A 12,061-nucleotide genomic window follows, 5' to 3' on the forward strand; every position below is an offset into this window, starting at 1 on the left:
TAAAATAAAATTCGATGAAATATACAAAAATAAAAACATAAAATGAAAACAAATGAATCGAAAAAATGAAAAAATAAAGAAAAGTGCGAAGGGTGGGAGTCGAACCCGCGAACGTCTACACGAACAGGCCCTGAACCTGCCGCCTTTGACCACTTGGCAACCTTCGCATTCTGAAAAGTGAAAAATATTATTTTTCTTTTTTGAAAAACAGCATCTCATAAAGAGACGGATTCTTTTTAAACTTTATTGTTGAAAAATGAAATTCCCTTTCTGAAATTAAAATTAAAATTTAATTTTACAGATCGTCGTCATCAGCGACTTTATTGCAGCCTGTGCTGCTGCATGTATCATCTGATTCTTATCACATCCGCTCGCTTTCGCGAACGTGGGCACAGATTACCTTCAGGTTTCCGTCTGCGCTGCCACCGTCGCCCTGCCTGCTCGCGCGCGAGCCGCACAAACTTTAACAAAACGAAACGAAAATCCAACCTCGTTTTTGCAATTTTAATAAAAAGAAATATAATCTTTCTTTCAAATTAAAGAATGATTTATAATTGTTTTTCAAAAGAAGGAGAAATAGAAATGGATACAATAGAAGCACTTTTAACACGCCGAAGTGTTCGAAAATATCAAAACAAACCGGTTCCGGCGGAATTGATTGAAGAAGCCGTGAAAGCCGCAATGTTCGCGCCGTCTGCGCGAAATCAGCAGCCGTGGGAATTTATCATTGTCGACAAACGGGAACTTTTGGATGAAATTCCGTCGTTCAGTCCGCACGCGGGAATGGCAAAAGGCGCGCCGGCCGGAGTTTTGATTTGTTACAACAAAGATTACGATGTCGCAGAAGGATTTTTCCCGCAGGATTTGGGTGCGGCGACAGAGAATTTGCTTCTTGCGCTGCACGCGGCAGGACTCGGTGCCGTTTGGACAGGCGTTTATCCGCGCGAAGATCGGATGGCCGGGTTTGTTAAAATGTTTGGTTTGCCGGAAAATGTGATTCCTTATTCGTTTACAATTATTGGCTGGCCGGAAAAGGAAGCGGAACCGGCCGAGAGATTTAAACCGGAAAGAATCAGATACAACAAATGGTGAGAAACGTAAAAAAAGGTAAAATAAAAGGTAAAAAACGAAAAGGTAAAACGTAAAACGATTAAACAAATGAGTCAAAATGATCATTTGTTTAATTTTTATGATTTTTGAATAAATTCAATCTTTTTTTGTAAATTCCCAGGAAATCTCGGAAATTTCGGATTTGTCGCTGTTGTATCTTTCGGTGTGCCATTTATCGGATTCGGACCGGATGGTAATTTTGTGAATTTTATCTTCGCCGTCTTTGAAAAAAAGTTCCATCGTTTTATATTCGGACGGACAAGCACCGTAAACATGAATCCTGTAGTTGTAAATAATTCCTTTATTTCGTTCCAAATGAATATACTGAATACCCGGAACAAACGGCGAAACGACGCGTGCGCCGTTCATGGAAACGGCGGATTCGTTGTCGACATCCGAAGAAACGCTTAAAACACCGGTAATTTTGTTTTCAGATTCGTTTTTTGTAAAAACACATTCTTTGTCAAAAGTTCTGTCAAGATCGATTCCCATACTGATTCATCCTTTATTTTTATGTTATTGTTTTTAAATTAGAATTGCATTTTATAATAAAACGCAATATAAAAATAAATTACAAATTATATAATAGTTTTTATGAAACAAAACCACATTCGCTTTTAACTTTTTTGAAACCCGGAACAACCGCACGCTAATTTTCATTTTTGAGCGAAGCGAAAAAATGGAAATTTGCGGATTCGCCCCCATCCTTCAATGAAAAATGATAATCCGTGTTTATTTTATTTTACAATTACATTTGTGTTGTTTACATTGATTCTGACTGCATTGGTGTGTTGGCAGTATTGGTGCCGAGTGCAGTTTTGGAGCTGGTTGCATTTGGCGCGAGTCGCATTTGGCGCGCATCTTACCGTTCCCATAAGCATCTTCTTTTTAGAACTGCCGTTCGCTTCGCGAACGTGGTACGGCTACCCACCGTTTCCGTTTTCCGCTGCTACCTCACCGTTTCCGTTTTCCGCTGCCACCTCACCGTTTCTGTTTTCCGCCGCCACCTTTACATCTCACCGTCCCTGTCGCTGTCAGCCGGCGCAGCTGTTGCGCCGCCGCGCGCGAGCCGCTCCGCTTTCCCAAAAATTCGGCAAAAACGAATCCCAAATTTAAAAGATTCAAAAAAACGAACGATCCAAGATATAAAAAAGAAAAAGAAAATGAAAATGAAAAATGAAAAATGAAAAATAAAAAAAAGAAAGAAAAAGTGAAGAGAATTACTCTTCATCTTCCGCCTTAACTTTCGGCGGTCTTCCTCTTCTTTTCTTGGGTTCTTCGACAACTTCTTCCGTCACAATTTCTTCGGAATCGGCAATGCCGTTTTCGTCGAAATCACTGCCGACTTCTTCATAGTCGTCGGTTGACGCGGTTTCGGCTGCCGCCAAAACGTCGGCCGACACTTTAACGCCTGCAAGTTCCGCCTTGTCGGCGGCGTTCTTTTGGGATCTTGTTCTTGCCGCTTTCTTTTCCGGCGGTTTTGCAAGTTTCGGGTCGTCCGGGTCAATCTTTTTCGCAATCAAACGAATGTCACCGGTACCCATTTTAATCGGCTGGCCGACAATGACGTTTTCGGTAACACCCTGAAGGTCGTCAACATTGCCGCGCATACCCGCGTCAAGCAAGTGATTGACAGTCACTTCGAAAGCCGCTCTCGCGAAAACACTGGCCTTCTCGCCTGAAATACCGTGACGGCCGATCTGTTTCACTTCACCGTCGCTCGTCATCAAATCAGCCACAAGCATAATGTGACGGATATCGACGTTCAAACCCTGCTCACGCAGCGTGTTTGTTGCTTCCGTGATAATCGCGTTTCTCGCCGCTTCAATACCGAAAACAGAGAAAATTTCACTGATGTTATTTGTCGTCGTGCGCGACATATCAACGCCGGGAATCGGAATGACGTCTTTTAAAGCGGAACCTTCCGTGTACAAAACGTATTCATCCATGTCGCTGCCTTTTCTGAGAACGACACGCTTGATATCTTCAATGCCTTTTAACGTGATGTCATTGATCTTCTTCGTCAATTGAAGCAAATCGCGGTAACGCTGATCTTTGGGCGTCAAGTCAATCTGGAAATTCTCCTCGCTGACTTCAACCGTCGCGTCCGGAATTTTCTCTTTGAATTTCTCGGCGATTTCCATGAAAGCCATATGCCTTTTGTTCATCGCTTTTTCATTGATGTTGATGACGATTTTCATCTGCGCCAAGTCGGTTGTGACAGACGCGATATGATCAATCTTGGTCGCTTCAATTTCCCAGGCAACCGCCTGAGCTTTGTCACGATCAAAAGCATAATCGGCTTTACCGTCTTCATCAACCAAATCCTTGTTGTTCCTCAAATAAATCGACATCGTCGGCGTACTCGGAATCTTACGCGCGTCCACGATTTCAATCAAACGCGGCAAACCGAGCGTAACGTTAATTTCAGCCACACCGGCGTAGTGGAAAGTTCTCATGGTCATCTGCGTACCCGGCTCACCAATCGACTGCGCCGCAACCACACCGGCCGCGTCGCACGCTTCGATTTGAGAGAGTTTGTAGCCGACCATCACACGATCAATGATTTCCTGCATTTCCTTTTCCGTGACACCGACTTCATTCGCATCCTCGCGAATTGTCTTTAAGATGTTTTTCGGAAGCGGTAAATCCTGAATCATTGACTGAATTTCAGCGTCTTTTAATTTTGCCATAATCAGACCTCCTTTCCGGTAACATTTCTGAAAATACGATGAATGGCTTCCGGCTTGGCGAAGTCACTCTTCGTCGGGTCAATACCGTCTTCACCGTAAAGGAACTGCACAATCACACCGCGTGTGTCGCGAACCGTGTAGTCCGTCTGAACTTCCAAGTCCTGCAGCGCACTGACCAAACGGCGTTGGAGATAACCGGATTGAGACGTACGAACCGCAGTGTCGACCAAACCTTCACGACCACCGATGGAGTGGAAGAAGTATTCCGTCGGGTTCAAACCGCTCTTGTAGCTGGACTTCACGAAACCGTGCGCGTCAGCGCCTAAGTCGCCGCGCTCAAAGTGCGGCAACGTTCTTCCGCGGTAGCCTCTGTTGATACGAGCGCCACGAACTGCCTGCTGACCGACACAAGCCGCCATCTGCGTGATGTTCAAAATAGAACCTCTCGCACCGGAGCGTGCCATCATCGCGGCAGGGTTTTCGAGACCCATGTGCGCGTCGGCAATCTTACCGGACTTGTCACGCGCGCGACCGAGTTCCTGCATGATACGCATTTCAATGGTTTCATCAAGCGTTCTTCCGGGCAAAGGTTCGAGCTCTTCGTCTTTGTAAGCCTGAATGAGCTTCTGAACTTCATCTTCGGCGGTTGTTAAAACCATGTCAATTTGAATCTTGGCTTCTTCGGGGATGTCTTCATCGGCAATACCGAATGAAAGACCCGTCCTCATGACCGCGCGAATCGCAAGTTTTGTGACATCGTCAACAAACTGCGCGCCGCGGGTTGTGCCGTATTCTTTAATGATTGTGTCCAAAATCTGAGCCTTAAACGCGCCCATTGCCGTTTCATCGATTGTTCCGGCAATCAGCTCGCCGTCTTCGATGACGACATAAGCGTCGTTCTTCAAGTCTTCTTCCATGACTTTTGTACCGACGTTGGAAGAGAATGAAATGTTGAGGCCTTCAGGGAGAATCTGACTGAAAATCTGCTTTCCGGTCCAGAACTCTTCGCCGTTTTCATCAACGCCTGCCGGCGCCGGCAATTCACGGATGTCCGTCTTTCTGAGCAAGTCAAGCGCATCGTCTTTGTTGATGCGGCCCGTCACCGGGTTGTCTTTTCTTGTCAAAAGGAACATGCCTGAAATGTGGTCGTGAATACCACCGACAATCGGACCGCCGAAACGCGGAGACAGGATGTTTTCCTGAACCTGAAGCAGAATTTTCGCTTCCGCGCGCGCTTCTTCGGTCTGCAAAACGTGCATATTCATTTCGTCACCGTCGAAGTCAGCGTTATAAGGCGGACATACCGCCGGATTCATACGGAAAGTTTTGCCGTCGAGAACCTTGACGCTGTGCGCCATAATACTCATCTTGTGCAAAGATGGCTGACGGTTGAAGAGAACGACATCGCCGTCGCGGAGGTGTCTTTCGACAATCCAGCCGTATTCGAGTTTCTCGCACAAATCTTCCACATTGATGTCCGTAATTTTGATACGGCCGCCGTCGGAACGAATGACGTAATTCGCGCCCGGATAGTTGACCGGACCGCGGCGGATGTGTTCTTTGAGGAAGTCGATGTTGCGTTCGGTCACGTGTTCCGGAATGGTTAAAATGAGCGCAATCGGAAGCGGCACGCCGACTTCGTTGATGCTCAAATCAGGATCCGGAGAGATAACGGTACGAGCGGAGAAGTTGACACGCTTACCGGACAAACTGCCTCTGAAACGGCCTTCCTTTCCTTTCAAACGCTGGGAAAGCGTCTTGAGCGGACGGCCTGATCTGTGTCTGGCCGGCGGAATGCCTGAGACGGAGTTGTCAAAGAACGTGGTCACGTGGTACTGCAAGAGTTCCCACAAGTCCTCGATAATGAGCTGAGGAGCGCCTGCGTCTCTGTTTTCCTGGAATCTTTGGTTGATTCTGATAATATCGACAAGCTTGTGCGTCAAGTCGTCTTCACTGCGCTGACCGGATTCGAGTGTGATGGACGGTCGAACCGTTACCGGCGGTACCGGAAGAACGGTTAAAATCATCCATTCGGGGCGCGCGTTTTCGGGGTCCATGCCGATGACGCGGATATCTTCGTCCGGAACATTCTCAAAGCGGTCGCGGATTTCGGTCGGCGTTAAACGCTCGCCGTTTTCGATGTATTCGGTCGGCTTTTCGAATTTAATGTCATTTTGTTCCATGTCACAGTACGGACATTTTTTGACTTTGGCGGCTTCCTTGTAAACTTCGTTGATCAAATCATCGGGCATGTGACCGATATCAATGACCGCGGCAAGCTGCGCCAAATAATCTTCTTTCTGCGCGTCGTTTAAAAGCAAACGGCTGCAGTTGCAGCAGATGGAACGAAGCAATTTGCGGATGGTTTTGTTAAAACCGACGTGAATGACCGGAACGACCAATTCGATGTGACCGAAGTGGCCGGGACATTCGCCTGCCTTGGAGTGGCAAGTTTTACATTTCAATCCCGGGTCAATCACACCGAGACGGGTGTCCATGAGACCCATCTCAATCGGAAAACCGTCTTCGTCGTAAGTGTCTGCGGTGATGACGTTGGTTGCGCTCATGTTTCTGATTTCTTTCGGAGAAAGTAAACCGAATTTAATGGCCGAAATTCTTTTCGGGATCTGCTGAACTCTTCTTGATATCATGATTACACCGCATCCTCAAGTTCCATTCTCGGCGCAACGCCGAGGGATTTAATTTCATCAAGCAGGAGCTTGAAGGAATAACTCATTTCAACAAGGTAAATGTCGGTGTCGGCACCGCAGTTGGGGCAGACGGCCATGTTGCGCTGTCTGTCAAATGTGGCAATCATACCGCAGCTGCTGCAGACATACTCTTCATCCTTGTCGGACTCTTCCAATAATCTTTCTTTGAGACACATCGCAGCGCCGTGGCCGACTAAAACGTCACGCTCCATTTCACCGAAACGAAGACCGCCTTCACGAGCACGACCTTCCGTCGGCTGTCTGGTAAGCACCTGAACGGGACCGCGGGATCTGGCGTGCATTTTTGATGTGACCATGTGGTGGAGTTTCTGGTAAAGAATGACACCGACGAAAACGTCTGCCGGGATCATTTTTCCGGTCACGCCGTCATAGAACACTTCTTTGCCTGTGTGGGCAAAGCCGTATTGCATCAACGTGCTTCTGAGCTTGTCTTCATCGTCGCCGTTTTCTTCGGCGGCGGAGAAGGCTGTCGCGTTAATGCGGCGTCCTTCCATGGAACCGACTTTTCCGCCGATCATTTCGAGAACGTGTCCCACCGTCATACGGGAAGGAATCGCGTGCGGATTAATCATCAAGTCGGGTGATAAACCGGATTCGGAGAACGGCATGTCGGCGATGTTGACTTTGAGGCCGATAACGCCTTTCTGACCGTGTCTGGAAGCGAACTTGTCACCGATATCGGGGATACGCTCGTCTCTGACTTTGACTTTTGCGAGTCTTGTGCCGTTAATGGATTCCGTTAAAATAACGTTGTCAACGATACCTTTTTCGTTGGAACGCATGGTGACGGAACTTTCACGTCTTTGCTGACTGAAACCGGAATCAAGGCCGCCCGAATTTTCTTCAAGAAAACGCGGCGGACTGGTTTTACCGATCAAAACCGCATTCGGCGCGGCATATGTTTCGGGGTTGACCAAACCGTCTTCATCAAGCTCGGCGTAAGACTCGGCGCTTCTTGCGCCGCGGTATTCGGAGTCGGGAATTTCGAATTTGTCTTCCTGACCGCCGGGGTAGCGGCGTTCTTCGCCTTCGAACGTACGAACGAAGTGACTGCGGCCGAGACCTCTTTCGATGGAGCCTCTGTTGAAAACGAGCGCGTCCTCAATGTTGTAGCCTTCGTAAGAAAGAATGGCGACAACGAAATTCTGACCGGCCGGCCTGTCATCGAAACCGATGGATTCGCAAGTCTGCGTGTAAGTCATCGCGCGCTGCGGATAATGCAAAATGTTTGCGCGCGTGTCGGGTCTGAGCTTGTGGTTTGCCGTTGAGACGCCGATACACTGCTTAATCATGGCTGCGCCCATCGTACAACGCGGGGCCGCATTGTGTTCCGGATACGGAATCATACCGGAGCAGATACCCAAAATCAAATCGGGTGAGAGTTCCATGTGCGTGTGGCGCTCGTTTAATTCTCTTTCACGAAGCGCGACATACGCGTTTTCTTCTTCTTCTGCGTCCAAATATTCGATGAGACCGAGATCGATCAAATCTTCGAAATTCAGTTCGCCGGTTTTGAGTTTTTCAAGGTGTTCTTCGGTGACGAGAATCTGACCGTTTTCAACGATTAAAAGCGGTCTTCTGGCGCGGCCGATGTCGGCTGAAATGATAACTTCGCCGGTGTGCTCCAAGAAAGCGACGTTGACTTGTTTGGAGAAGTAGCCTTTTCGTCTCATTTCACGAATGTTGGAAACAAGCGTCATCGGGTCGTCGTGCGTTCCGATGAGTTCGCCGTCCAAGAAAATTTTAGATCTGTTCATCATTCTTCAATTCCCCCGTCGTAGTCGATGCCGCCTAAGAAGTCATCGTCCATGTCGTCTTCCTTTTCGGCAGGCGCGGCTGCGGTTTCGGGAAGCGCGTCTTCGTCTTCACTGAATTCGCCTTCGGTTTTCTTGATACCGATTGCCTTTTCTTCGAATTCGCTTTCAAATTCTTCTTTTTCAGCGCTGTCGTATTCGACTTCAATAATTTCGGGATGGATAAACTGGAATTTCTCAACGCCTAAATTGTAAAGCGCCTGTTTGATGGGATCTGTGTCGTCAACGCCTGTTGAAAGCTCCACCATTTCGGCAAAGTTCTTCACAAGACCGCAGTTCGGACCTTCAGGGGTTTCTGACGGGCAGAGGCGTCCCCACTGTGTCGGATGCAAGTCACGGGCTTCGAAGTGCGGCTGCGCGCGGGAAAGCGGTGAAATCACACGGCGGAGGTGAGAAAGCGTGGAGATGTGGTCGTTTCTGTCCAAAAGCTGAGAAACGCCGGTTCGGCCGCCGACCCAGTTGCCGGTTGCAAGCGGATGCTGCAAACGGTCGGTCAAAACGTCGGCGCGAACGATGGTCGCGACGTTGAGTTCTCTGTTTCTCATGCTGGCGCGTTCCAACTGATATTTAATATCACGAGAAAGTTTGTTGAAAGAGACGCGGAAGAGGTCTTCCATTAAGTCGCCTGCAAGTTTCAGGCGTTTGTTGGAATAGTGGTCTTTGTCATCTTCATTGCGTTTTCCGAGCGCGAGTTCAAAGCAAGATTCGGCCATTCTGGCGAGGAAGTTTGCTTTTGAAATGCGGTCTTCGGGTTTGTCGCCGAGATGCGGCAATAAATATCTGTCCAAAACGTAGTTGGCGCGCTTAATCTGATATTCGTGCGCCTGGCCTGCCGCGACACGCTGACCGATCTTTGAAATCGCATCCTGCATCGTGTCAACCTCGGCTTCGTCTAAGTTTTCAAGCATGAATTTCACGATTTCGGGGTCGCTTGAAACGGCTGTCACGACATCCTGGTCAGTGACAATGCCGAGCGCGCGGATAAGCGTGATAAAATTGAGTCTTCCGGTAATGGACGGGAAAGAAACTTCAAGCAAAGACTTGCGTCCGCGCTCAACGACAACGAGCGCGCGGTAGCCTTTCTTTTGAGAGAAAACTTTCGCGACTTCGATTTTGTCGCCGTAGCGTTCGCCGTATTCGGTGAGAATTTTGTTCGGCGCGAGGTCTTCTAAAGTCATAACGACACGTTCGGTGCCGCCGACAATGAAATAACCGCCGCAGTCGAGGGGATCTTCGCCGTTTGAAATCTTTTCGTCATCCATCATGCCGATTAAGTTGCAGACTTTGGATTTGAGCATAATCGGAAGCTGTCCGATGTTGGCTTCAATCGGTTCGTCCTGCGTTTCCTGGTCGCCTTTGACGACTGACATTTGGAGGAACAGCGGCGCGGAATAGGAAAGGTTTCGAAGACGCGCTTCGTTCGGATAGAGCTTTTCAATCGCTCCGTCTGCTTCTTTCACGACCGGATTTTCGACGCGGATTTTTCCGAGCTTCAAATAGGTTCCTTCGATATCCGTTTCGATGATTTGCTGTTCATCTATAATTTTCTGAAGTCCTGTGTCCAAGAATTTATTGAAAGAATCGATATGATGCTGTACAATTTTATCTTGTGTGAAATAATATTTCGTCAGGACGCGTGTATCTAATGTAATAGTTAGCACCCTCTTATTGAGTAATTTTTATTCGTCTGTCTGTTCGATTTAATTTTTGAAATGTTAATAAATATGATAGCGTCGAATTTGTTTGAAAAACGGGAATTGAATTTTTTCGATAAAAGCGAATTCGCATCAAAAACCTCAATCACACTCATAAACCGTGCAAGTTCTCAAAAACCGCAAACATTCGGCAGGTCGGCATAACGACAAAAGAAAAAAGTGCGGAACCTGACGATTAAACGATGCCGTGCTTCAGCGGCATTTTGCGGATCGGTTGAGAATAATGCGGTTTTTTGGCGGACGTTGGTAACGGGAATGCTGGCGATTATGAATAGAGTAATAATTTCCCAAATGTTTTCAAACAATATCAAAAGAAATCAACGCGCGTTTAAACAACGGCGTCGATGACAAGCCTGTAATAGAAAGATTCATCGGCAGTCTGGCTTTTGCGCGCGATTTTTATAACCTCGCCGATTTTGGCGCCGATTTCAAGGACGATCGGGTCATCGAATCTGATTTTCGGAAATTGTTCCTTGTCAATGGCGTATTTTTCGAGTAATACGGCCACTTCCTCTTCTCCGATAATTTCATGATGCGGGACCGATTCATGATCAAGAAGTTTAAATGTCAAATCTTTTCCTCCGTGAGAAAGATAAATATTCATATTTGTGCTGCAGCGCAAACGTGGTTTGCGGACGACAAATTTGGAATTGCGTTTGTTTTTATATATTTCATCTTATTTTGAATTTCAGTGCGAAACGATACCGTCAAACATCAATTTAAAACAAAATGACAAACGATTACCATCATCAATTGTCAAATATGAAAAAAATGGCGGGCCCATAGGGATTTGAACCCTAGGCCGACTGGTTAAAAGCCAGTCGCTCTGCCTGACTGAGCTATGGGCCCCCTCGAATGAATTGTTGTCGTATCTGAAGCAGACCTAACAACATATTTGTTATATTTATATGTTTTGCCTTGCGAGTCTGATTTGTCGTTTGGCAAGATTCGGAAGAGGAATGTATATAATAAAGAATCAGATTTTAAGATTTTGCTTAAAAGTGAATGTAAATATTTAAAAATAAAAAGAATCATGATGATTTCTTCAAATTTTTCGTTATTTATTTACGGAAAACTAATTAAACCGTAACAGAAAATTAATTTTTGTGATTGAAAATGTCTTTTAAAATATTAGAAAAAGAAGAGATGGCCGCGGGTGTCTGGAAAATGGTGATTGACGCGTCCGATGTCGCCAAGGCTGCAAAAGCCGGTCAATTCGTCATCGTCCGCGCGTATGATGACAGTGAAAGAATTCCGCTGACAATCGCCGACATCGATAGAGAGAAAGGAACGATTATGATGTCGGTGCAAGCGCTCGGAAAAGGAACGAAGCAGATTACCAAAATGGAAGTCGGCGAAAGCTTGGCAGACTTTGTCGGACCGCTCGGAACACCGGCGGATGTCAAGAAAATCGGAACGGTCATTTTAGTCGGCGGCGGCGTCGGAATCGCGCCGATTTATCCGCAGATTCAAGCTTACAAAGATGCCGGAAACCGCGTTGTGACCGTCATCGGCGCCCGAAACGAAAGTTTGCTGATGATGGAAAAAGAATTCGAAGCCGCAAGCGACGAGCATTATGTTACGACTGACGACGGATCGAAAGGCCGCCACGGTTTTGTAACGGAAGTCGTCAAGGAGCTTTTGGACAAACAAAACGCCGGCGAATACGAAGGCGAAAGAATCGGCCGCGTTGTTGTCATCGGCCCCCCGATTTTAATGAAAGTCGCCACCGACATGATGAAAGACTACCCCGATGTTGAAATCATCGTCAGCATCAACGCGATGATGGTGGACGGAACCGGAATGTGCGGCGGCTGTCGTGTCGTTGTCGACGGCGAAGTGAAATTCGCCTGCGTTGACGGTCCGGAATTTGACGGCAGATTGGTGGATTTTGACACCGTCATGAACCGCTTGATGATTTACAGAAAAGATGAAGCGGACGCGTCTCAAAAATATGACGAAGAATGCGCCGGCATCTGCGCGCAGCTTGACTGAGC

The 12,061-nt window shown here is 47.2% G+C and carries 8 protein-coding genes, 2 tRNA genes and 1 pseudogene; 3 read left to right on the plus strand and 8 right to left on the minus strand.

Annotation, left to right across the window (positions count from 1 at the left end; translation table 11 throughout):
* Positions 1–84: 84 nt before the first annotated feature.
* Positions 85–167, minus strand: a tRNA-Leu gene (locus tag MmiEs2_RS03880).
* 415 nt (positions 168–582) lie between these two features.
* Between MmiEs2_RS03880 and MmiEs2_RS03885 the strand changes: the two genes are divergently transcribed.
* On the plus strand, positions 583–1,092 hold the full coding sequence (locus tag MmiEs2_RS03885; RefSeq protein WP_316560116.1) for a nitroreductase family protein: 510 nt from the start codon (positions 583–585) through the stop codon (positions 1,090–1,092).
* A gap of 114 nt (positions 1,093–1,206) precedes the next feature.
* Here the strand turns inward: MmiEs2_RS03885 and MmiEs2_RS03890 are convergent, their stop codons facing one another.
* On the minus strand, positions 1,207–1,602 hold the full coding sequence (locus MmiEs2_RS03890; protein WP_316560117.1) for a hypothetical protein: 396 nt from the start codon (positions 1,600–1,602) through the stop codon (positions 1,207–1,209).
* Positions 1,603–1,838: 236 nt separating this feature from the next.
* Between MmiEs2_RS03890 and MmiEs2_RS03895 the strand changes: the two genes are divergently transcribed.
* Positions 1,839–2,297, plus strand: coding sequence for a hypothetical protein (locus MmiEs2_RS03895; RefSeq protein WP_316560118.1), 459 nt, complete (start codon positions 1,839–1,841; stop codon positions 2,295–2,297).
* Between the two features lie 321 nt (positions 2,298–2,618).
* Here the strand turns inward: MmiEs2_RS03895 and rpoA2 are convergent.
* From rpoA2 to MmiEs2_RS03925, 6 genes and pseudogenes are all read right to left on the minus strand, one after another.
* Positions 2,619–3,803, minus strand: a pseudogene (gene rpoA2, locus MmiEs2_RS03900) (DNA-directed RNA polymerase subunit A''); the annotation flags it as partial.
* 2 nt (positions 3,804–3,805) lie between these two features.
* Positions 3,806–6,454 (minus strand): DNA-directed RNA polymerase subunit A', encoded by a 2,649-nt coding sequence (locus MmiEs2_RS03905; protein ID WP_316560119.1) that lies wholly within the window; start codon positions 6,452–6,454, stop codon positions 3,806–3,808.
* A 2-nt stretch (positions 6,455–6,456) separates the two neighbouring features.
* Positions 6,457–8,292, minus strand: a complete 1,836-nt coding sequence (rpoB, locus tag MmiEs2_RS03910) for a DNA-directed RNA polymerase subunit B (protein ID WP_316560228.1) — start codon at positions 8,290–8,292, stop codon at positions 6,457–6,459.
* The gene (locus tag MmiEs2_RS03915; protein WP_316560229.1) at positions 8,292–9,980 is read right to left on the minus strand and encodes a DNA-directed RNA polymerase subunit B''; all 1,689 of its coding nucleotides are present in this window, start codon (positions 9,978–9,980) and stop codon (positions 8,292–8,294) included. Before MmiEs2_RS03915 ends, rpoB begins: the two co-directional genes overlap by 1 nt.
* Before the next feature lie 412 nt (positions 9,981–10,392).
* A complete protein-coding gene (locus tag MmiEs2_RS03920; protein ID WP_316560120.1) occupies positions 10,393–10,635 on the minus strand; it encodes a DNA-directed RNA polymerase subunit H in 243 nt (80 codons plus the stop codon).
* A gap of 201 nt (positions 10,636–10,836) precedes the next feature.
* A tRNA-Lys gene (locus tag MmiEs2_RS03925) sits at positions 10,837–10,913 on the minus strand.
* A 267-nt stretch (positions 10,914–11,180) separates the two neighbouring features.
* Between MmiEs2_RS03925 and MmiEs2_RS03930 the strand changes: the two genes are divergently transcribed.
* Positions 11,181–12,059, plus strand: coding sequence for a sulfide/dihydroorotate dehydrogenase-like FAD/NAD-binding protein (locus MmiEs2_RS03930; RefSeq protein ID WP_316560121.1), 879 nt, complete (start codon positions 11,181–11,183; stop codon positions 12,057–12,059).
* Positions 12,060–12,061 lie beyond the last annotated feature (2 nt).

Source organism: Methanimicrococcus stummii (assembly GCF_032594435.1).
Classification (GTDB): Archaea; Halobacteriota; Methanosarcinia; order Methanosarcinales; family Methanosarcinaceae; genus Methanimicrococcus; species Methanimicrococcus stummii.

Coding starts and splice junctions, on each gene's coding strand:
- rpoB (WP_316560228.1), bottom strand. CDS start 8,292: ATGAACAGATCTAAAATTTTCTTGGACGGCGAACTCATCGGAACGCAC.
- MmiEs2_RS03905 (WP_316560119.1), bottom strand. CDS start 6,454: ATGATATCAAGAAGAGTTCAGCAGATCCCGAAAAGAATTTCGGCCATT.
- MmiEs2_RS03890 (WP_316560117.1), bottom strand. CDS start 1,602: ATGGGAATCGATCTTGACAGAACTTTTGACAAAGAATGTGTTTTTACA.
- MmiEs2_RS03930 (WP_316560121.1), top strand. CDS start 11,181: ATGTCTTTTAAAATATTAGAAAAAGAAGAGATGGCCGCGGGTGTCTGG.
- MmiEs2_RS03885 (WP_316560116.1), top strand. CDS start 583: ATGGATACAATAGAAGCACTTTTAACACGCCGAAGTGTTCGAAAATAT.